The sequence below is a fragment of the Spiroplasma endosymbiont of Cleonymus obscurus genome, assembly GCF_964273375.1.
Lineage (GTDB): Bacteria > Bacillota_I > Bacilli_A > Mycoplasmatales > VBWQ01 > Spiroplasma_E.
Genome location: NZ_CAXWWA010000002.1, coordinates 277,747 through 300,925, shown reverse-complemented (window position 1 = coordinate 300,925; position 23,179 = coordinate 277,747). Strand labels below are relative to the sequence as shown.

General features: G+C 24.0%; 20 protein-coding genes and 3 pseudogenes. 7 read left to right on the top strand and 16 right to left on the bottom strand.

The window, feature by feature from the left end:
* The first annotated feature begins 95 nt into the window (after positions 1-95).
* Positions 96-623 carry a hypothetical protein gene (locus ACI2WJ_RS02215; RefSeq protein WP_400254703.1) on the top strand — a complete coding sequence of 176 codons (528 nt, stop codon included), beginning with the start codon at positions 96-98 and terminating at the stop codon, positions 621-623.
* Between the two features lie 69 nt (positions 624-692).
* Here the strand turns inward: ACI2WJ_RS02215 and ACI2WJ_RS02210 are convergent, their stop codons facing one another.
* The 4 genes from ACI2WJ_RS02210 to ACI2WJ_RS02195 form a co-directional block, all read right to left on the bottom strand.
* On the bottom strand, positions 693-1,931 hold the full coding sequence (locus tag ACI2WJ_RS02210; RefSeq protein ID WP_400255232.1) for an IS256 family transposase: 1,239 nt from the start codon (positions 1,929-1,931) through the stop codon (positions 693-695).
* A 216-nt stretch (positions 1,932-2,147) separates the two neighbouring features.
* On the bottom strand, positions 2,148-2,489 hold the full coding sequence (locus tag ACI2WJ_RS02205) for a hypothetical protein (RefSeq protein ID WP_338958972.1): 342 nt from the start codon (positions 2,487-2,489) through the stop codon (positions 2,148-2,150).
* A gap of 235 nt (positions 2,490-2,724) precedes the next feature.
* Positions 2,725-3,336, bottom strand: a complete 612-nt coding sequence (gene rpsD / locus ACI2WJ_RS02200) for a 30S ribosomal protein S4 (RefSeq protein ID WP_400254702.1) — start codon at positions 3,334-3,336, stop codon at positions 2,725-2,727.
* 334 nt (positions 3,337-3,670) lie between these two features.
* Positions 3,671-4,195 carry a BspA family leucine-rich repeat surface protein gene (locus ACI2WJ_RS02195; RefSeq protein WP_400255231.1) on the bottom strand — a complete coding sequence of 175 codons (525 nt, stop codon included), beginning with the start codon at positions 4,193-4,195 and terminating at the stop codon, positions 3,671-3,673.
* A gap of 39 nt (positions 4,196-4,234) precedes the next feature.
* On the opposite strand from ACI2WJ_RS02195, the gene ACI2WJ_RS02190 reads away from it, so the two are divergent.
* A protein-coding gene (locus tag ACI2WJ_RS02190) for an IS5 family transposase (RefSeq protein ID WP_400254701.1) occupies positions 4,235-5,024 on the top strand; the annotation gives its coding sequence in 2 pieces (ribosomal slippage) (positions 4,235-4,495 and positions 4,497-5,024; 789 coding nt in all).
* On the opposite strand, the gene ACI2WJ_RS02185 is transcribed toward ACI2WJ_RS02190, so the two are convergent.
* A complete protein-coding gene (locus ACI2WJ_RS02185) occupies positions 5,007-5,372 on the bottom strand; it encodes a BspA family leucine-rich repeat surface protein (RefSeq protein ID WP_400254700.1) in 366 nt (121 codons plus the stop codon). The genes ACI2WJ_RS02190 and ACI2WJ_RS02185 overlap by 18 nt on opposite strands.
* 137 nt (positions 5,373-5,509) lie before the next feature.
* Here ACI2WJ_RS02185 and ACI2WJ_RS02180 point away from each other — a divergent pair.
* From ACI2WJ_RS02180 to ACI2WJ_RS02160, 5 genes and pseudogenes are all read left to right on the top strand, one after another.
* Positions 5,510-6,632 (top strand): annotated as a pseudogene (locus tag ACI2WJ_RS02180) (IS3 family transposase).
* A gap of 350 nt (positions 6,633-6,982) precedes the next feature.
* Positions 6,983-7,423 (top strand): 50S ribosomal protein L13, encoded by a 441-nt coding sequence (gene rplM, locus ACI2WJ_RS02175; RefSeq protein WP_400254699.1) that lies wholly within the window; start codon positions 6,983-6,985, stop codon positions 7,421-7,423.
* Between the two features lie 6 nt (positions 7,424-7,429).
* Positions 7,430-7,837 (top strand): 30S ribosomal protein S9, encoded by a 408-nt coding sequence (gene rpsI / locus ACI2WJ_RS02170; RefSeq protein WP_252319874.1) that lies wholly within the window; start codon positions 7,430-7,432, stop codon positions 7,835-7,837.
* Between the two features lie 284 nt (positions 7,838-8,121).
* Positions 8,122-9,222, top strand: a complete 1,101-nt coding sequence (locus ACI2WJ_RS02165; protein ID WP_400254698.1) for a hypothetical protein — start codon at positions 8,122-8,124, stop codon at positions 9,220-9,222.
* Positions 9,223-9,477: 255 nt separating this feature from the next.
* Positions 9,478-10,266, top strand: a pseudogene (locus tag ACI2WJ_RS02160) (IS5 family transposase).
* 5 nt (positions 10,267-10,271) lie between these two features.
* On the opposite strand, the pseudogene ACI2WJ_RS08105 reads toward ACI2WJ_RS02160, so the two are convergent.
* The 11 genes and pseudogenes from ACI2WJ_RS08105 to dnaX form a co-directional block, all read right to left on the bottom strand.
* Positions 10,272-10,948 (bottom strand): annotated as a pseudogene (locus ACI2WJ_RS08105) (ABC transporter ATP-binding protein); the annotation flags it as partial.
* A gap of 267 nt (positions 10,949-11,215) precedes the next feature.
* Positions 11,216-14,443: an ABC transporter permease gene (locus ACI2WJ_RS02145; RefSeq protein ID WP_400254696.1), complete on the bottom strand. Its 3,228-nt coding sequence runs from the start codon at positions 14,441-14,443 to the stop codon at positions 11,216-11,218.
* Between the two features lie 137 nt (positions 14,444-14,580).
* Positions 14,581-15,159 (bottom strand): hypoxanthine phosphoribosyltransferase, encoded by a 579-nt coding sequence (gene hpt / locus ACI2WJ_RS02140; protein WP_400254695.1) that lies wholly within the window; start codon positions 15,157-15,159, stop codon positions 14,581-14,583.
* A gap of 121 nt (positions 15,160-15,280) precedes the next feature.
* Positions 15,281-17,305: an ATP-dependent zinc metalloprotease FtsH gene (gene ftsH, locus ACI2WJ_RS02135; RefSeq protein ID WP_338958483.1), complete on the bottom strand. Its 2,025-nt coding sequence runs from the start codon at positions 17,303-17,305 to the stop codon at positions 15,281-15,283.
* Positions 17,306-17,342: 37 nt separating this feature from the next.
* Complete coding sequence (tilS, locus tag ACI2WJ_RS02130; RefSeq protein WP_252319076.1) at positions 17,343-18,632, bottom strand: tRNA lysidine(34) synthetase TilS; 1,290 nt, start codon at positions 18,630-18,632, stop codon at positions 17,343-17,345.
* A 32-nt stretch (positions 18,633-18,664) separates the two neighbouring features.
* Positions 18,665-18,892, bottom strand: coding sequence for a hypothetical protein (locus ACI2WJ_RS02125; protein WP_400254694.1), 228 nt, complete (start codon positions 18,890-18,892; stop codon positions 18,665-18,667).
* A 191-nt stretch (positions 18,893-19,083) separates the two neighbouring features.
* On the bottom strand, positions 19,084-19,359 hold the full coding sequence (locus ACI2WJ_RS02120) for a 50S ribosomal protein L11 methyltransferase (protein WP_400254693.1): 276 nt from the start codon (positions 19,357-19,359) through the stop codon (positions 19,084-19,086).
* A 39-nt stretch (positions 19,360-19,398) separates the two neighbouring features.
* Complete coding sequence (locus tag ACI2WJ_RS02115) at positions 19,399-20,364, bottom strand: hypothetical protein (RefSeq protein ID WP_400254692.1); 966 nt, start codon at positions 20,362-20,364, stop codon at positions 19,399-19,401.
* Positions 20,351-21,028, bottom strand: a complete 678-nt coding sequence (gene tmk, locus ACI2WJ_RS02110; RefSeq protein ID WP_400254691.1) for a dTMP kinase — start codon at positions 21,026-21,028, stop codon at positions 20,351-20,353. Before tmk ends, ACI2WJ_RS02115 begins: the two co-directional genes overlap by 14 nt.
* Positions 21,029-21,066: 38 nt before the next feature.
* Complete coding sequence (locus tag ACI2WJ_RS02105; protein ID WP_210368440.1) at positions 21,067-21,336, bottom strand: YbaB/EbfC family nucleoid-associated protein; 270 nt, start codon at positions 21,334-21,336, stop codon at positions 21,067-21,069.
* An 18-nt stretch (positions 21,337-21,354) separates the two neighbouring features.
* A complete protein-coding gene (gene dnaX / locus ACI2WJ_RS02100; protein ID WP_400254690.1) occupies positions 21,355-23,121 on the bottom strand; it encodes a DNA polymerase III subunit gamma/tau in 1,767 nt (588 codons plus the stop codon).
* Between the last annotated feature and the right edge of the window lie 58 nt (positions 23,122-23,179).

Below are 23,179 nucleotides of genomic sequence, written 5' to 3'. Positions count from 1 at the left end.
CTAGTAATTTAATAAATGTTCTTTCCTAGTATAGATATTTTCTATATTAGGATTTTTATTAAGTTGCTTTTAATAAGCAAAGGAAGATAAAGAATATGTTAGATGATTTATTAAGAAAAACATTAGAAAACACACCTAAAGAATATAAGAAAAATATGATTGACAGTTTCAGAATAAATATAGGTAAATTAATTAATAATATTAATGACTATATAGACGTTGAAGAGAAAATTTATAATGCAGAAAGTAAAGCAGGATATTCTGTTTCTTATAATCCTTTTTATATGTCACTTCAACATCGAATTAATATCCAACTATTAAAAGAAATAGTAAATGCTCTTAATAATGTTGATGAATTAGAAAAGTTTAAAAAATTAGAAGAAATATATAAAGAATTAGTTACTAGAAAAGAAGAAATTGAAACACCAAATTCAAGATGAAAGAATGCTAATAAATATAAAGAACCTAATAATCCTGACTTACAAACAAGAATTAATCAAATTTTAGAAAATGGTCCATTAACAAGACAACAAAATTTTATTGATGCAGCAAATCAAGAACATATTCCGAGGCTTTTTAATAATCTGTGTATCTTTGTTTTGCAAAGTACTAGTTCAGATTAATTCTATCTTCAAATTTTATCATAAAATGGAGGCTTTTATGTAATCTGTGTATCTTTGTTTTAAAAAGTACTAGTTTAGATTAATTCTATCTTCAAATTTTATCATAAAATGAGCAATTGCTGTATTTCAATTTTGAATGGGCATTGTTCATTTTTTTGTTATATTTTCAATTGCTAAATAAAATATTTTAAAAACTGCCATATCATTAGGAAAAACTTTTTTATTTCTGATAATTTTTCGTAATTGACTATTTGCAGATTCAATAGCATTTGTTGTATAAATCACTCTTTTAATTTCTGCAGGATAACTAATAAAAACCATTAAATTATCTCAATTTTTATATCAAGATTTAGCAATTTGAGGATAGTGTTTATTTCACTTATTTTCAAAGGATTCTAAAGCCTGCATTGCTTGTTCTTCACTACATGCAGTATAAATTGGTTTTAAATCTGCAACTAGAGATTTTCTATGCTTATATGAGACATATTTCAAACTATTTCTAATTTGATGAACTATGCATAATTGATGTTCTGTTTTAAGATAAACTGATTGTATTGCTTCTGACATGCCTGTTAAATTATCACTGCAGGCAATAAGAATATCATTTAAGCCACGATTTTTCATTTCTGTTAAATTTGCTAATCAAAATTTAGCACCTTCATTTTCACTAATTCATAAACCTAAAACATCTTTTTTACCTTCTAAATCAACTCCTAAAGCTATATAAACTGATTTGTTAATAATGCGTTTATCTTGTCGTACTTTAACTACTATACAATCAAAATAAACAATAGGATAAATGCCTTCTAATGGTCTATTTTGTCATGCTTTGACATCATCAATCACATCATCAGTAATTTGACTAATAATACTTTCACTAATATCAGCACCCTGATATAACTCTTGTAACTGCATTCTAATATCTGATAATGTCATACCTTTTGCATATAAGGAAAGAACTTGTTGATCAAAACCATCAAATCTTCTCTGTCTTTTTGGCACTATTACAGGAGTAAAATTACTATTACGATCTCGTGGTACATCAATCTCAATTTTACCTTGTTGAGTTATTAATTTTTTTGAACTTATACCATTACGAGCATTGTCACTATTACTATGTTGATTTTTTTCATATCCTAAATAATTTTGCATCTCAGAATTCAACATTTTTTCAACTAAACGTTTTGTTAATTCTTTATATAAACCCCCTTCTTTAAAAACTGTTGTTAAATCTTCAGTATTTTCTAATAATAAATCTACTGCTTTTGATATTGGATCATTATTATTAAAGTTATCTTTTTTAGCCATCTGTAACTCACTCTTTCTAGTCATTTAATTATATTTACTAGAATTAATTAAACATAGTTATTTTTGTAAGTTACACAGATTACTAAACATTACCCATATTCCTAATAATGGTAATGGTTCAAATAGTTTTCATAATGTTATATAATATGTAATATGAACCTATATTAAGTTCATTATTTATAGAGAACATATAAAAGTTACCCTTTGGGGTAACTTTTACAATATTTTATTTTTTATTAAATCAATAGTATTTTCTACTTGTTTATTATTACTTTCTTTTTTGTCTTTTGTCTTAATAAATCGATAAGTACTAATGATTAAAAAACCTATATAAATTAAATAAGATATCGTTAATACTGATATTAGTAAAATATTATCATAATAATTTTTAGTAAAAAATGAAAATATGTTACTAAAAATTAAAGGAATTATAGCTATTCATAAAATTAAATATTTCTTTTTGTTTTTACTAATTCCTAATCAGCCAATAGCTGTTATCATAACAGCTATCACAAAAGTAATACTAACTATTTTTTCAGAAATTTCATTTTTAATCATTTTTATTCTTCCTTTACTCATCTATAATTAACATTATATCATTTAATTTAATTAACATAGTAGTTGTAGAAAATTAATTGTTACTTTTGTTTTAAGGAAATTGATTAATAGATAATTAATTTATATTTTATTTTTTCAAAAATAAAAAAAAATAATAAATGCTTTTATTGATATTTACCATCTAAAAAATAAATCTGTTATCAATTGATAACAGATTTTAAATTAATTATTAATTTTAAGCACGTCCATATGATTCAACAACTAATGCTTCATTAATATCAGTATTTAGTTCGTTACGTAGTGGATGACGTACATATGTACCAATAAATGTTTTTTTATTGAATTCAATAAATGGTAATGTTGAAGCATTAGCGCTTAATGCTTCAATAATTTTTGCATTTTTTTGTGCTTTTTCAGTAATAGTAATTTTATCTCCTATTTTAACACGATATGAAGGAATATTAACTTTTTTACCATTAACTAAAACATGACCATGATTTACTAATTGACGAGCACCTTTTCTTGTTAAAGATAAACCTAAACGAAAAACAATATTATCTAATCTTGATTCTAAGAATACCAACAAGTTAGTACCAGTAACACCATGAGTTTTTTTTGATTCATCAAATAAATTTTTCATTTGACGAGCATTTAAACCATAAGTGAAACGAATTTTTTGTTTTTCTTGTAATTGTAATCCATAGTTAGAAAGTTTAATTCTTTTTTGACCGTGTTGTCCAGGAGCGAATGTTCGCTTTTTTCCTTTTGCAAATTCTTTACCAGATTCAAGAATTGAGAAGTTTAATCTTCTTGATTTTCTAAAAACCGGACCAGTATATCTTGACATAATAAAAACCTCCTTGGAATGTATACAAACACAAAGAGACTTTAATAAGTTCTCATTAAGATAGTTTACAATTCGCCAGAACAGCACTGGTTACTATTAAGATTAATAGAAAATTCTACTAATAAAAAGAATAATCTTTGAGGGTAAACTATTTGCAACTTAATAATACTTATTTGCTGCTTTCGTGAATGCTTGTTAATTATAGGATAAGTAATGTTATTTGTCAAATATTATTTTTCATTTTTGCAATTAAATATCATTAAATTTTAGTTATTATTTTTTTAAAAAATAATTTAAATTTATATAATAAAATTTAGTATTTAATTTAAAAAAGTTAGTTATTGAATTTTGGTATTTTTTTGTCATCAGTTATTCCTGAATTCCAGAAAAAGTCAATATATTCTATGACTTTTTCTACATTTCATTGTGAAATATCTTGATTAAATTTTTTTGCGTCATAGAACATAAAATTCATATCTGTTACATTTGAAACATTTCAACCGGAAATGTTTTGATTAAATTTTTTGGCACCAGCAAACATACTACGCATGTCTGTTACTTTTTCTACATTTCATGTTGAAAGCTCTTTATCAAATTCAAGAGCGTTACAAAACATGTAACTCATATCTGTTACTTTAGAAGTATTTCAGTTTGAAATATTTCCATTAAAGTATTTTGCATAGTAAAACATGTAACTAATATTTGTTACATTAGAAGTATTTCACTTTGAAAGATCTTGATTGAATTTTGAAGCACCACCAAACATATTATGCATAGTTGTTACATTTGAAACATTTCATTTTGAAATATTTTGATTGAATGATTGTGTAAGAACCTGTTTAAAATCTTTTAGAGAAATAGGGTAAAATGATTATATATTTTAAGATAAGAGGTATATATGCGTAAAAATTATCCTAGTAATGTTAGCAAAGAGCAATTTGAAAATATAAAATCAATTTTAGAAAATACTAAAAAGAGAACTAAACCAAGAAGCTTAGATTTATATGAAGTATTTTGTGCAGTTTTATATGTATTAAAAAGTGGTTGTCAATGAAGAATGTTACCAAAAGATTTTCCAAAATGACAAATTGTATATTATTATTTTCAAGTTTGAAGTAAAAATAATGGTAAAGAACCTAGTGTATTACAATTAGTTTTAAAAAAAATTAGTCATGGCATTTCGTATCAATAATGGTAGAAAAGAACAAACTAGTTTTTGTATAATTGATTCACAAAGTGTTAAAAATACAGATACTACTAAAAACAAAGGTTATGATGCTGGTAAAAAGATTTCAGGAATAAAGCGTCATATTGCTGTTGATTCTCAAGGTTTACCACATGCAATTTACATAACCACAGCAGAAAAAACAGATCGTAACAGTGCTATAATAATGATTGAAAATGAAAAAGAGAATCTTTCTGCAGTTCAAAAAATACTAGTAGATGCTGGTTATACTGGTGAAAAATTTGCTTCTAAAATTAAAACAATTATAAATGCAAATGTTGAAGTTATAAAACGTAATGAATTACATTCTTTTGTAATATTACCAAAAAGATGAGTTGTAGAACGAAGTTTTGCATGATTAGAAAAATGCAGAAGATTATGAAAAAATTGTGAAAAAAAATTAAATACTAGCTTACAAATGGTTGTTCTTGCCTTTATTTCAATTTTATTGAAAAGATTTTAAACAGGTTCTAAAAGATTTTAAACAGGTTCTAAGAGAAAACATTGATGTCATGTTTGTCACTTTTGAAGTGTCTCAGTTTGAAATGTCTTGGTTGAATTTTGAGCTACCAGAAAACATTTCTTGCAATGATGTTATTTCTGATGGTAGTTTGTCAGGTACTTTTTCAATTATTCTTGGCATTTTAACCACTTGAATTTCACCTTGTTGATTTTTATAAAAACCAATTTGAACAACCTCTTTACTTTCTATATTTGACAAATCTTCTATATTAGTTTTTATTTCTTCTCCATTTTTATTTTTGTAAATTGTATCTTGTTGTGTTTTGTATGTTTTTAATAATATTTTCATTAATAAAACAACATAGTGATTTTTATAATGATGATTTAGTTTTGATAAATCTTAATTATTTTGGATGGGTTACACTTTATTGGACACTAATTACGTAGACAAGTGAACAAATTAGTTAAAAGAAAGGAAATATAATTATGGCCAATATTAACTCATATAATGATGAATTTAAAAAACAAATAGTATCTTTATATCAAAATGGCAAATCAGTATCTTGCCTTGCTAAAGAATACAACGTTACAAGAGCAGCTACTTATAAATGAATTAAGCAATTTACAAATTCAGGCAGTTTTAAAACTAAAGATAATCTTTCGGATTTAGAAAAACAATTAATTCAAGCAAATAAAGAATTAAAACAATTAAGAATGGAGAATGATATTTTAAAGCAAGCAGCACTAATAATAGGCAGAAAGTAGAGATTATTACAAATAATAAATCTAAATATAAAATTCGTCCAATTTGTCGTTTTTTAAAACTTTCTAAATCAACATATTATTTTAATTTAAAGAAAAAAGAAGATAAAATCAAAAATAATATGTATGATGAAGCTGTTATTAGTGCTTTTAAACAAAATAAAGAAGTTTATGGAACAAGAAGATTAAAAGTCAGTCTAGAAAATAAAGAAATTTATTTATCACGCAAAAAAATTAAAGAAATTATGAATCAGCATAATTTAATATCAAAATACACTAAATTATCATTTAAAAATCATCATAACAAAGTCAATGATAGCCAAATAAGCAATCTTGTGAATAGAAACTTTAATAATAGGCTTAAAAATGAAGTTATTGTTAGTGATTTAACTTATGTTCAAGTTAATGGTAAGTGAAACTATATTTGCTTATTAATCGACCTATTTAACCGCGAAATTATTGGACATAGTGTGTAGGTACTAAAAAAGATGCATCATTAGTATATCAAGCATTTATGCAATCAAATCGCTGTTTAAAAGATATTCAAATATTTCATAGTGATCGCGGTAATGAATTCAATAATAAAACTATTGATAAACTTTTATTAACATTCAATATTACCCGTTCTTTAAGCAAAAAAGGTTGTCCTTATGATAATGCTGTTGCTGAAGCAACTTTCAAAACTTTCAAAACTGAATTTATTAATGATAAAAATTTTACATCATTAATCCAATTAAAATTAGAATTATTTGATTATATCAATTGATACAACAACATACGAATCCACAGTACTTTAAACTACCTAACTCCAGTTAAATATCATGAAAAAATGTCTACCAAAAAATAGTCCTAAAAAGGGTTGCCATTCCATTTTTAATTTGTATTTTTGTAGAATTAAATTAAGACTTATTTAAAAAGTATTTTAAATAAGTCTTAATTTAAGTTTATAATTGAAAAAAATAATATATAATAAAAAAATGTTTAATGTAATTATTTTTAGAAAATAATACTATATTTTTAAAAAATAAATATTTTTATAAGAGTTAGTTATAACTTTTAATTATTTATTTTGTAATCGATAATTTTGTGTAAAAATAATTATTTGATAATACTTGTTTTTTTAAATAAGTTTCTATATAATTATTAATGCTTTAAGCAATGTAGTCCCGGTAAAAATTACACTGTAAGGAGAAAAAAATGCGTCAAACAACAATGAATTTCAGTAACATTGAAAAAAAGTGATATGTTATTGATGCCAGTGGTTTAATTTTAGGACGTCTTGCAACTAAAGTTGCAATGATATTGCGTGGTAAAAATAAACCTTCATTTACACCACATTTAGATTGTGGAGATTATATCATTATTATTAATGCAAACAAAATTAAATTAACAGGTAATAAATTACAAGATAAGAAGTATTATAACCATTCACAATATCCTGGTGGATTACGTGTACGTAATGCACAAAGTATGATTGCTAATGATGCTTCTGAATTAGTAGAGATAGCGATTAAAGGTATGCTACCAAATACTACCTTAGGTCGTAAGCAATTTACACATCTTCATGTTTATAACCATGATCAACATCAACATCAAGCCCAAAACCCCGAAGTTTTAATATTAGGCCAAGAGGAGTAGACTTTTATGACAACATCTAATAAACCCGTAACTTATTCAAGTTCAGGCGGACGTAAAACGTCAACTGCCCGTGTTCATTTAAAAAATACTGGTCAATCAAAAATATTAATTAATGGTTTTGAGCCTTTAAAATATTTAGAACAAGAAATCTTAGTTCAAGATATGTTATTACCTTTAAAAGTAACTAATACGTTAGAAAACTTTGAAATTAATATCAAAGTTGAAGGTGGCGGAAGAACTGGTCAAGCTGGTGCAGCACGTTTAGCTTTATCTAATGTTTTAGTTAAGGTGTCAGAAGATTATCGAGTATTATTAAGACAATTTGGATTATTAACTCGTGATGCACGTAAAAAAGAACGTAAAAAATATGGTTTAAAAGCAGCCAGAAAAGCACCGCAGTTTTCAAAACGTTAATATAATAAAAAAAGAGTCTGAGACTCTTTTTTTATTACTATTATCTAATATTTTTTTATTATTATAGTATTACTAGAATTTTATATATTATTTTTGTTTATAATTTACTTTTTTATTTATATAACTTTCTTTTTTTTAAAATTTGTATTTCTTTAAATAAATTAGAGGTGTTTTTATTATAAACACTATATATGTGTAAAATAAGAATATCAATAATTTGTTTTAATAATAATGTAAAATTAATTTACAAAAAATTTAATAAAATTAAGGAGAGATTTTAATTTATGCCAAAAGAAATTAAAAGAAAAAGAAAAGTTATTGTAGGAATGGTTGGTGGGGCAGTTTTGGCTGGTGGATTAATCGGGGGTATTATAGCAATTTCTGAAATATTAGTTCAAAATGAGGGGGTATATCAAGAAAAATTAAATATTTTTAATTGACCTGAATCTTATGGTGCAATATCAACTTTATTAAATATAAATAATGATTTATATGTCGGAACTAGTAATGGTGTATATAAAATTAAAGATAATGCAAGTAATACAAAAGACAAAATAATAACACCAATTAGTGGTATTAATGGTTATATTTCTAGTTTAGTTGTTACTAATGATGGAACTGTTTATGTAGCAACTTTTGCTAATGAACTTTTTAGATATTCTCCTGAACAAAATATTTTGACACAAATATCAAAAATAACAGGAGAAGTTTATAGTTTAGTAGCTATGGGTAATAATGTATATGTTGGAACAAGAACTTCTGATTGTTATGGTAAGTTATTTATGATTGAATCTAATAAAAAAGTATCAGAAATTAAGGATTGAATTGAAACATATGGTGAAGTTAGAAGTTTAGCGGTTATTGATAATGATTTGTATATTGGTACTAAAACTGGTACATATACTGGAAATTTATTAATATTTAAGCCTAATGGAATATTAGAATTGTTAAAAAAATGAAATCAAAATAATGGTGAAGTTTGGAGTTTAATAGTTTTTGGTAATGATTTATATATTGGAAGTAGAAATCAACTATATGAAAGTAGACTATTTAAACTTTCTCTTAAAGGAGAAAAAATAACAGAAACTATTGGTTGAAGAAATAATAAAAATTATGGTGAGATTTGAAGTTTAGCTGTTGTTAATAATGATTTATATGTTGGAAGTAGAGTTCAAGTTATTGATAATAAATTTTTTAAAGGTGGATTATATAAGTCATCTGATGGTGGTATTACTTTTACTGAAGTATTTGGTTGAAATAAAGATTATGGTGCGGTAGTAAGTTTATTACTTGCAGATAATAATTTATATATTGGAAGCAAAAACTATAGTGATAAAACTAATCAAAATTATCAAGGGAAGTTATTTTTTAAAAGAATAAAATAAAATTATTAAAAAAAATAAAAAACATTATAATAAAAATATTATAATATTTAGAAAATATTTAGTTTTTAAATTATTAATAAGATAAAGTATATTAATAAAAATTAATGAACATAGTAATTATTAATAATTTCACCTTAAGGGCGGTTGTCAAAAATCCGGAATAAATTAAATCTTATATAGTCTTATTAGAACCTGTTTAAAATCTTTTAGAGAAATAGGGTAAAATGATTATATATTTTAAGATAAGAGGTATATATGCGTAAAAATTATCCTAGTAATGTTAGCAAAGAGCAATTTGAAAATATAAAATCAATTTTAGAAAATACTAAAAAGAGAACTAAACCAAGAAGCTTAGATTTATATGAAGTATTTTGTGCAGTTTTATATGTATTAAAAAGTGGTTGTCAATGAAGAATGTTACCAAAAGATTTTCCAAAATGACAAATTGTATATTATTATTTTCAAGTTTGAAGTAAAAATAATGGTAAAGAACCTAGTGTATTACAATTAGTTTTAAAAAAAATTAGTCATGGCATTTCGTATCAATAATGGTAGAAAAGAACAAACTAGTTTTTGTATAATTGATTCACAAAGTGTTAAAAATACAGATACTACTAAAAACAAAGGTTATGATGCTGGTAAAAAGATTTCAGGAATAAAGCGTCATATTGCTGTTGATTCTCAAGGTTTACCACATGCAATTTACATAACCACAGCAGAAAAAACAGATCGTAACAGTGCTATAATAATGATTGAAAATGAAAAAGAGAATCTTTCTGCAGTTCAAAAAATACTAGTAGATGCTGGTTATACTGGTGAAAAATTTGCTTCTAAAATTAAAACAATTATAAATGCAAATGTTGAAGTTATAAAACGTAATGAATTACATTCTTTGTAGTATTACCAAAAAGATGAGTTGTAGAACGAAGTTTTGCATGATTAGAAAAATGCAGAAGATTATGAAAAAATTGTGAAAAAAAATTAAATACTAGCTTACAAATGGTTGTTCTTGCCTTTATTTCAATTTTATTGAAAAGATTTTAAACAGGTTCTAACACCTTACGCCCCATTTCCTCATCAAGTGCTCCTGTTGGCTCATCACAAAATAAAATTGTCGGATTTTTTGCTAGTGCTCTACCAATCAATACTCTTTGTTGTTGTCCACCTGATAATTGACTTGGAAACTTATTCATATGTTCATCCATTTCAATAACTTGAAAAATATCATCAATACTCATATTTTTATTTTTAGCAAGATTTTCACCAACTTCAGCATTTTCACGAGCAGTTAAGTTAGTTAATAAATTGTATTGTTGAAAAATAAAACCAACATTATCTCGTCTAAATTTAGTTAAATGACTATCTTTTAATAAAGATAAATTTTGTATCCGGCCACAAAAACATCACCAGTATTAGGTTTATCCAATCCCGAAATAATATTTAATAATGTTGTCTTACCACTTCCCAATGGTCCTAAGATAACAACAAAATCACCTAATTTAATTTTTAAATTAACTCCTTTTAATACTTCATATTCTAAGTCTCCAGTTAAGTAAGATTTTTTAACATCAAATAATTCAATAACATTAGTTTGAGTATCAGGAGTATTATTAGTCATTGATATAATTTTATCTGCTAAAATTTCTTTTGAATGAGTTTTTGTTAATTTTTTAATTGCTTTTTGATTATCTTTAAAAGCTTGTAATTTAGCTTTATTAGTTTCTATTTCTTCCTTTGATTCTGGTTTATCATGAGATTTATGAGTTACTGGTGGTATTGTACCTTTGGTTTTAGATACTGACTTCTTTATAAAACTAGATTCTAACTTATTTTTAGTTACTTGTTTACTTCCAATGTCTTTATCATCTTTTTTAATTTCCTTATTATCTTTTTTCATAATCATTTTTCCTTTTTAATTCCATGCTTTTATAAATAACACACTCATTTTATCAATTACTTTATCTTATTTATATAGAAATGCTTAAAAAATATTTTAACTTCCTTGTAATAAAGCTGTTACTGGTTTGTATTTAATTAAATATAACCCAACAGCATAGCCAATAACCATTATTAAAAATACCATTCCAAAACAAGATAAAATTGTAACTAGATTAGCAGCCACATTAAAAACAACGCCTGCTTTAGTTGCAATAATTAAAGTAATAATATTTCACACAACATAAGAAATAATAGTACCTAAAATAAAAGCAACCAATAAAGCAATAATATAGGAGCCAATAATCAATCTGTTAATTTCATTTACACGATAACCCAAAGATTTCATCATTGCAATAATTAATAAATTATTATCTAAAATCATATTAACAATAATTACCAATACAAAAGCTACAGCAAATAATGTTAAAATTTTTGTAATATTTATAATTGTTCTAATTCCATCAAATATTTCAACTAATAATCTTTTAACTAAATCATTAATAAAAGGTATTTTATTAATAGGTTCTAAATTTTTTGCTAATATTTGTTCTTTAGTATATTCTGCAGATGGTTGCAAAATATTTATATAATTTAATGGAAAAATATTGCTCTCTTTAGATAATCAATGATTAAAAGAATCTGATATTGGTTTTGGATCTTCTGACGGGGAAGGTTTTATTAATCCAATAGATGTTCGTAAATCATCAAGATTAATATAAACATTCGAATTGTCTAAATTATTTTCAATAATTCCTTTAACTTGATAAATTACTGGAATTGTATAATTATATCAACTTGCTAACATTAAAAAGTGATCATCAATTTTATAATCATTTAAAATTGATAATGTTTTTGAAATAACTGCTGGTAAAATATAAGCTGTAGTTGTTATATTTTGTCCTTGATTATCAGTATAAGTAACTTTTTGTGCTTGTAAATTATGAGAATTATTAAAAATAGGATCAATATCACGATTTTTTGCTTCTTTAAAGTTAAATCAATTTTTTCAAACTAAATCTTGATATGGATCATTATAAAGTCCTGTTGCTTTATTTTTTTTTGTGAGCATGCGGCCTTGATTATGTCCTTTTCATTCATTAGGAGGTCTTAAATTTATTTCAATAGTTGGATAATACTTATTATTATAAATATTTAAACCTAAACTAATACCAGGCAACGGGTTTATTTCTGGATTAATACCTGTATTTGTTGAAATATAATTAAATATTTGATGAATATTTTGACAAATAATTTCCATTAATGGTTCAGGTAGTATCTTTTTTGGATTAATAAAATCTTCACAATCAGATTTAGTCTTAGTTTTTTGATAAAGGATATTAATTTCTTCGCTATTCATAAAATAATCTTTAAAATTATTATTAATAATAACACTTTCAATTTTTTTAGCTTTACTATCATTATCAATATGAAAATCATCAGCTACTCATTGATGATATTTATTAGTACCGGTTTCTTTATCTTTCACAATATCTTTTTCTGAAACTCAATCAAAAACCTGCTTATCAATACTTAAATTAGAATCATTAGTATATGTATACATTGATGAAGTTGATGTATTTCATTTAACATCTTTATTGTAATATCCATATAAATTGTTTATTTTATTATCAAATAAATCAGTAGCTGAACTTTGAAATAGTAATAAAAAACTAACAAAAATAAAAGTAAAAAATACTAAAAATAGTTTTCCAACCGATTTTAGAGTGAAAGCAATTGCTAAACGTTGTTTAAATGGTCAATAACGAAAGGGGTATTTTAAAACCGAAATTAGTTTAGAACTTGAATTACTTGGTCTATCATAAATTAATAATAATGGACTAACGCGTAATTTTGTTTCCGATTGCATATAACTAATTACTATAAAAATAATAGGAATAATTATTAAACTTACAATAAATACTATCCAACTAAAAAATAGTATTGGTAATGGCATAAAAAACCCAATGTTATTTAACGAATTAAATCATATTTGTAATCCTAGACCAATACCTAAACCAATAATACTAGAAATGAATGTTATCAAAAATATTAAAATTACAAAACTAATAGCAATTTGAAAATTACTATAACCAAGAGCTTTTAATAATCCTATCTGTGGTTTTTGTAAATCAATTTCTTTTCTAACATATGACATAATGATAAAAATAATAACTAATAATACTACAAGAGTAATTGCCGTAAACATTATATTTTCCATTTTAAAACTCTCTAAAATTTGTCCTGAACGAATATCTTCACTATCACTGCTAATAATTGAACCAAAACTAAAACTAAAAGTTTTAATTAAAAGTTCTTCTAACTTACTAACAAAATAACTATCGTTATTGTTAACTTTTAATAAAAATATATTATTTAAATTAGTTCTAAATGTAGAATCTTTTATTAAATTATTAAACCATTGATTTGACATATAAACAGGACTTGTATTTTCAGATGTCGGATTAGGATTTGTTGCAGTACGACTACCAGTAATTCCCCAATAAGCATAGCCAAAACCAACAACCTTTAACTTTTCAACTTTATCAATAACTGTTATATAATCATTTAATTTAATATTATTAATACGTGCAAATTCAGGATTGATCACTATTTCTAATGGATTAATAGGTTTAATACCTTCGGAAATATAAACTTCATTAATATTATTTCTTTTTGGAGCAAAATCAAAAGATTCACTTTTTTCTGAAGTATAAAATCCATTTTCTAATGAATAATAAATTTTTTTAAGAGAAATAACGTTTTCATAATCAAAAGTTTTAAAAAATGATTTAGCAAATTCATAATGTTGCAAATTATAAATTTCATCATCTTTAACTTCGTTTTCTAAAATATCATTAAATAATATTCCTTGATAACTTAATCCCCAGTTTAACAAATAATTTTCAAAATCTTTATTAATATCTATTCCCGAAGGAAGGGTAGGAAAACTATTATTTCTAAGATTATTTTCTTTAATTTCATCTATCTGTTCATCAATTTCTCGTTCTTGTGGATGATCTTTAAATTGTTTTTTGATAATTGTTTGGATTCTTGATGTTGCAGTAGCAGTATCTTTATAATTATTTAATAATTGTAAATTAATACGATAGTCATATTTACCACTATTGTTTAATACTGTATAAAAACCTGATTCAGCTCTTGATGCTGTACTATAAAGCGCAGAAAGAGTAGAAATTACAATAACTAATAGTATTATAATACCTAAATATTGTAATAATCTTTTCTTGATTCCTCTTAAAACATTAACAAAAAGATTGCTCATTATAACTCCAATATTCTTATACAACTTAAAAACTGCTAATAGCATAATTTTATCATAATAAAATAATGCTAATTATATTTGAACTATATTAAAAAATAAAAATTTTAATATTATTATTAACTTCTAAACTTATTTACTTAACTACTTTTTTTACATTTTTCTAAAATTGCAATTTTATTAAGGTCAGCAATACCAACATAAGGTAAGTTTCTCAATTTTTCATCGTAATCAAGACCATATCCCACTAAAAAATGATCAGGAACTTCAAAACCATATCAATCAGCTTCAATTTTAGCAATTCTTTTAGATTTCTTATCTAATAGAGTAATTATTTTTACCGATTTTGCTCCAAGTTCTTGCAAATGATCACGAATTTTAAATAACGAATTACCTGAATCAATAATATCTTCAACAATTAATAAATCACGACCCTTAACATTATTAATAACATCCATTCTTATTTTTGGTTTATTTACCGCCTTTGTTTGTCCTAAATATGACTCTACATACATAAAATCAACCAAACAATCAATCTTAAGATTTAACATAAATTGTGATAAAAAAGGTAAACATCCTCTTAATATCCCTACTAAAATAATGGGCTCTTTATTATCTTTATAATAACTATTAACTGATTTTGCAAGTTTAATAATTTTATTATTAATTACATCAGTACTTAATAATATTTTTTCTACTAATTCATGTTTTTCCAACATTGTTTTTCTCCTTATTACTTTTTATATTATATTTACCAAATAAAAAAGAAAATAAAACAAAACTTACACATTATTGAAAATATTAAAATAGTAAGTTTTGTTTTTTATTATAATAATTTAATTATTTTTTCTTAGGAACAACTGATATTGTATCATCATCAGTCCCTGAATTATTATCTTCCTTTTTATCATTTGATTCATTATCCTCTTTGGAAGGATTTTTACTATTTTTTTGCATTTCTTTTTGCATTTCTATTACTTCAATTGGTAATTTATTATATTTATCAATATATTCTATTTGTTCAGCAGTAATTGTTTCTAAAGTCATTAATGATTTAGCAATTAATTCTAATGTATCTTTATGTTTTTTAATTGTTGCTACTGCTTCAATATAACAAACATCTAATAATTTTTTAATTTCTCCATCAATTTTAGATGCAATATCATCAGAAAACTTATTTGCTGCAAAAGGTGAATACTCATTACGTGGACTTTCAAATTGAACTAATCCTAATTCAGATGACATTCCATATTCAGTTATCATTTTTCTGGCAATATTTGTTGCTTTTTCTAAATCATCATGAGCACCAGTAGTAATATTTGCATTACCAAACATAATTTCTTCTGAAGCGCGACCACCTAAATAACCAGTAATAGTTGCTCTTAAATGTACTTTTGAATAAAACATAGTATCTTCTTTAGGAGTCATAATGGTATATCCACCTGCTTGTCCACGTGGTATTATTGTAACTTTTTGGACTTTAGAAGCATATTCTAGTTTTAAACCAATAAGAGCATGTCCAGCTTCGTGATATGATACTATTTTTTTATCCATATCAGTAATTACTCTTGAAGTTTTAGCAGGTCCACCAACAACTCTATCAATAGCTTCATCAATTTCTACTAAACCAATAACTGTTTTATTATGACGAACAGCTAACAACGTTGCTTCATTTAATACATTTTCTAATTGTGCACCACTAAATCCTGGCGTTCTCTCTGCTATTCTTTGAAAATTAACTTTTGGCGAAATATTTTTATTACGAGCATGTAATCGTAAAATTGCTTCACGTTCTTTAATATCAGGTCAACTTAAAGAAATTTGACGATCAAATCTACCTGGACGCAATAACGCTTCATCAAGTACATCAGCACGGTTAGTGGCAGCCATAATAATAACTCCCAAGTTAGTTTCAAATCCATCCATTTCAACTAATAATTGGTTTAAAGTTTGTTCATTAGTTGCAGTTGAAGCTGAGGCACGTTTTCTTCCTACTGCATCAATTTCATCAATAAAAATAATACAAGGAGCACTTTTTTTAGCAGTAGTAAACATTTCTCTAATTCTTGAAGCTCCAACTCCAACAAAAACTTCTTCAAATTCAGAACCAGAAATTGAAAAGAAAGGAACACCTGCTTCACCAGCAACTGCTTTTGCTAATAAAGTCTTACCAGTACCAGGCGGTCCTACAAGAAGAACTCCTTTTGGCACTCTTGCACCCATTTGTGCATATTTTTGTGGAAACTTTAAAAAATGAACAACTTCTTCTAATTCCAATTTTTCTTCTTTAATACCAGCAACATCAGTAAATCTAGTATCTGATGTTCTAATCTTAGCACGACTTTTTCCCATTGAAAAAGGACTCATGCCACCACCGGCACCCATTTTATTCATTTTAGAAAATAATCAAAATGAACCACCAACTAATACTAATATCGGAAACATACTAATTAAAAATGTTTTTCAAAACGGAACTAATTCACTAATAATTGTGGGGTTAATATCAAAGCCTTTACCCTCTTTATCTTTTCTGAATAATTTTTCAATAACATCATGATAAAAACCACCTGTAGCAGTTCCAGAAACTGTCGCTTCAAATCGTTTTACCTTACCATTAATTCCTAAAAAACCTGTAATATAAGTAGTATGATCAAAAAATTGAACTTGTACTCCATCAATTTTACTAACAGTGTCACTACTACTATTGCCAGGGAGTTTACCATCTCTAAGTAATGTTTCTAATTGAAATTGATCTAAAGTTAAAGCATTACCTCTTAAAAAATATCACAATAAAATTCCAACAAATACTAAAAAAGCAACGAATAGTGCAACAATCATTCAATTAATTTTAATTCGCGTTTGCATTATTTTTTCACCTACGTTTAATTTCTAATTTATTTTCTTAAATAATACCATAATATTTTAGCACATACAAATTAGGTTTCTCACTAATATTGTTTTTATTTACCGATAATTTTGGAATTGCCACTACTTTTCCGCTTGAATTTATGATTACTGGTCATATAAGACGTTCACGATATGGAATTTTATTATCAATAAATAAACGATTAATTTTTTTTGTACCAAATGGTGTTTCAATTTCTTCTTCACCATTATTAGTTCTAATTGTTAATGGAAAATCTGATTTATTAATATATAAAGCTTGAAATTCACCACCTGTTGGTTCAGTTTTAGAAATAGTAATTTCCTTAAAATTATAGTTATTTATTTTAGAAATTTTATAACTAAATTGTTTTGGTTCATTTTTTTCACTAATATATGCAAAATTATATTCTTTAATAACTCAAGTATTTTCAGAAATACAAATAGTAATATTTGGTTTACTAGATTTAGTTAAAACTCTAACTATTTCTTTAATTTTAGCCTTTTTTAAAGATAAAACTAATTCTTCATCATATTGGCTTAAAAATTCATAGATAATCATTTGTTGTAATTTAAATTCATATTTTTTAAATTCATTAATAGCAAGCACATCATCATTAATAATGGTATTATAAATTACTTCAAGTTCATCTTTCAGTAACTCTTGTTCACTATTTAATTCTTTAATTTCACTTAACATTAAATTAATATCAAAATCAGTAAGTTTATTAATTTGTTGTTGTCTAATTCGATTTCTTTCATAAATAATTAATTCATTTGTTTCATCAAATCCATATTTAATATGATACAAAGTTAAATAGTCAATAATATCTTCTTTTTTTAATTCTAACATTGGACGATAAACCGATAAAGATTTATATGTTGTTTTAAATTTTAATCCATAATAAGAAACTATTGCCTTGCGTTGTTTTTGAATAATATATGTTTCAAGTAAATCGTAAATATGATGTGCTACAACAAGATTATAAACTTGATATTTTTGAGCAATTTCATTAAAAAAATCATATCTAAGTACACGTGCTTGACTTTGAAAATTTTGTTTTTTATTGTATTCCTCTTCTTTAATATTTTTTACTTCTAAAGTTATTTTATTATTTGTACAATATTCTCGAACAATTTGCTCATCAACATTACTACTTCAACGTTTATGATAATTAACATGACAAACAATAATTTTAAACTCATTACGTACTAAATTATCTAATAAAAACATACTATCTGGACCACCTGATACAGCTAATAAGTAAGTTATTTTTTTATTAAGTTTATTTAATCAATTAATATTCATTTTAAACACCTAACCTTACACTTATATTAAGATTATTTATATCACTTTGCTATTTCATCAATATAAGTATTATTTTCATTATGACAAATCAATGGTGGCAAAACAATCATTCCTTCTTTCGCTAAAAATCCTGCTTCAATTAAAAAAACATTGGCAGCCTGATTAATTTTAGGATAAACTATTTGTAATTTTTTAGGTGTAATTTGATATTTTTTTAATAAAAGCAGTGTTTCGTTTATTCTTTCTACACTATTTATCATAACCAATCGCCCTTTGTCTTTTAATAATTTACTTGCGCTAGCAATAATCTCCTCTAAATTAATATATACTTCATGTCTTGCTGGAATTTTTAAAGGTTGTGCTTTTACTTTGCTTTTATCTCATAAAGGAAAAAAAGGTGGATTACATACAATTAAATCAACTTTTTCTTTTTCTCTTTGAGCATAAATTTTTATGTCTTCATGAACAATGACAATTCTTTTTTTTCTAAATTATTAAGTTTTATATTTTCTAAAGCAAGTTCAACAGCTGGCTCTTGAATTTCAATACCAATTACTTTTCCTTGAAATTTTGCCGCTAAAATTATTGGAATAACAGCATTATTAGTTCCAAAATCAATTATTGTTTTAGTACTGGGTTTTATTTTAATAAAATTACTTAATAAAATAGTATCCAAAGAAACACAAAACATATCTTTTCTTTGAATAAGTTTAATTTTTTTTATCATCTTGATTTAAAATTAAAATTTTTTTGTACTTTCCATAGTTTAATTATCACTTACCTTAATAAGAAAAGAATTTATTAATAAATTTAAGTTAACATTAAATTTTAATTTAGTAATTGTAAATGAAATTTGTTCTAAAATATAGGCTATGTTTTTTAAATTACTATTTTTTCATAAATTAACTAAACTTTCAATAAAAAAATTATTAAAATCATACTTTTTAAATAAAAGAAAAGTTAATTTATTAAAAACTACTAAATTAAAAAATCTAAAAAAGTAAATAATTTCTTCTTTTAAACTAATTATTTTTTTATTCAAAAGTTGATTGTTAACTTTTTTATCATTATCATTAATAATAAATTGTTTAATAATTTCAATATATTTTTTTAATTTAAGTTTACTGCTTTCATCTGTCAAAAAAGTAGTATTTGAAAATATTTTTAAAATTAATAATTGTTCATCATCATAATCGTTACTAACAAATATATCATTTTCTTTTGAACAATTTATCAATTGACAACGAGATTTAATAGTAGGGAGTATTTGATTAATATTAGTGGTAGTAAAAATTACATAAATATTTTTAGATAATTCTTCTAAAGTTTTAAGCATAACATTTGAGGCTGAAGTTGAAGAAAATTCAATTTGATTTATTAAATAAATTTTATTAGCATCTTTTTCTAAATTAGTTTTAGAAAAATCATTAATAATTTCTAAAACAATATTTTTATTCATAATATTATTTTTACTAAAATCAAATTTTTTAAAATCAAAATAACTATTAGTTTTAATTTTAAAACAATTTTGACACATATTTTCTTCAGTACATTTTTTTAATTGATTATTATTTTTACAAACATTTTTTTTTATTAACTTATTACTAACATTTATATTTAATATTTTATTTTTCGAATACAATAAAATTACCTGTGGAATATTTTCCATTGCAAAAATAGAAAAATTTTCTGATTCTTCATTTTCAAATAAAATTACATTATTTTCCTTCATTATTAGATCCTCTAATTTTAATTTTTTTTTCTTTAAAACCTTTTTCTTCAACTAAATTTATGATTAGTTCATAAACACTATTAAAAACTTTTTTTTCCGATAAATTAGCATTTATTGTATGAACGCGATTTGGATTACTAATAGCAATTTTTTTATAACCATTATATACTTTTTGATGAAATTCTAATGTTTCTTCATCTAATCTATTTAATTTTTCACCTTTTCTTAATAAAATTCGTTGTAAACCTGTTTCTGGTTTAATATCAAATAAAACTGTCAAATCAGGTTGATAATCTTCAAAAATAAGTTTTTGAATAAGATTTATTTTATCAATATCTAAATTTCTAGCATAACCCTGATATGCTAAAGTTGAGTCAGAAAAACGATCAGAAATAATGATTTTATTACTGTTTTTATTTGGCAGAATTTTTTCAATTAAATGTTGTCTTCTAGCTGCAATATAAAGCAAAACTTCTGTTCATGGATCCATTAATGTATTTTCTTTATTTAAAATAACTTGTCTTATTTGTTCAGAAATTTTGCTACCACCTGGTTCTCTCGTAATAATAACATCAAAACCATCTTGTTTTAATTGTTCTTTAATCATTTTTAAAACTGTAGTTTTACCTGCACCTTCTGACCCTTCAAAGGTAATAAATAACATTTTTCTACCTCTTTCTATGCTAAAATTACTAAACTTTTCTAAAACTTGCCAGCAATATTTTTTTCTTTTTCATCTATTTGTTTTAATGCTTTATTTAGTTCTGTTTGTAGCATATCATTAATACTTGAATAATCATTTTCTGCTTCTTTTAATAATCCTTCAATATTAATTGAAACTAGTTTACGTCCACCTGTTATAATAATTTTAACTAAACCATCAATATCAGAAAAAGTAAATTCTTCTTTTTTAAATTTTGTTAACTTTCCTTGAATTGCTTGTGCTTGTGCTAACATTCTTTTCATATCCATATTTTTCACCTCATATTTTTATATTTCTTCAATTTCAGTAAATATTTTTTTTATAAAATTTAAAGTCGGATCTCTATCTACATTGGTAAATGACTCAATTACAGGTTTTGATATTACAATATCTACTGGTTTTGGTAATATTTTTTTTGTTAGTAACTCTTGATATTTTTTTCTTGTTTCCTGTCATTGATTTTTATCAAGGGCATAAATCATGTATTCATTTTCTAATAAAATATTTAAAAATTCTCTATGTTCTTTACTTAAAAAACTTTGATTTATTAAATCAGATTGAATAATATTTTTGGTAATAATAATAATGCCATTAGTAGATGCTGCCGCAATAATAGTATTTATATAAACTTTAGTTATGTTTCTAAATTTATTATCATTAATAAATTTAGAAATATTTTTTCACTTTTCACTAACTTCTTTTCTAATATTTTTATCAGCTTGTAAAATTAAATTAATGGCTTTATCAATTATCTCATCATTTTTTAAATTTTTCACAGTTGGTACATCAAAAATTTCTTTTTCTTTAATACTAGTATTTTCTTCTTTTACTAAAATTGAAGTTAATTCTTCATTATTTTTATCTATTTCGCTTTTTTTAAAAATTTTTGTTATTTCATCTTTACTATTTAAATTTATACTTTTATTTTCTATATTCATAATAGATATTTTTGTTTTTTCTAAATAATTTAATGAATATTTATTCTCAAAATTTTTAATTAAATTTAATATTTTTAGTATTAATGTTGGTTTTAAATCATCAACATCTTCTTGAATTAAAATGTCATTAAATGAATTCAAAATTAAAAGTAAATCAGATTTTACTACTTCAGAAAAAATATTTACTTGTTGAATATTTATCATTTTAAGTAATTCTGTTTTTTTAGTAATAGCATAAATTAATATTTCTTCAAGAATGTAAATAAAATCAATAATATTTTTTTTATATTGAATAGTATATTCATCAAATAATGTTAATTGTTTTATTACTTGCTCAATATTACAATTAAATATATTAATTAAAAATAATATTTTATTTTTTGTTGATAAAACAGAAAATATTTTTTCAACATTTTTAAGTGTTATATTATTACCATAATTAAATGTTTTTTCTAAATAATTTAAACCATCACGTAAAGAACCTTCGCTCAATATTGCTAATTCCTCTACTGCTTCAACCTCAAAATTAATTTTTTCTTTTGTTAAAACATCAATAAAATGTTTTTTAGTTTCATTTACATTAATTTTTTTAAATTCAAATCATAAACAACGAGAAATTATAGTTGGAATTACTTTATATGGTTCTGTTGTTGCTAAAATAAAAATAATATGTTGTGGTGGTTCTTCTAAGGTTTTTAATAATGCGTTAAAAGCAGAAGTTGTTAACATATGAACTTCATCAATAATATAAACTTTATATTTAAAATTCATCGGTAATAAGTTAATATTATCTCTAATACTTCTTATTTCATCAACACCATTATTGGAAGCACCATCAATTTCTAAAATATCAATACAATTATTTGAACTAATGTTTATACAATTTTCACAAGTATTACATGCATCTCCATCAATGTTATTTTGACAGTTAATTGCTTTAGCAAATATTTTAGCCGTTGATGTTTTTCCTGTACCTTTTGAGCCTGAAAATAAATAAGCATGATTAAAACTATTATTTAAAATAGAATTTTTTAATATTCTTACAATATTATCCTGACTAATTATTTCTGAAAAAGAATTTGGTCGATACTTTCTATAAAAAGATTTATGTTTCATTTAAATCACCTATATTTATCCTAACAATTTTTTATAAAATTTGTTATAAAAACAATTA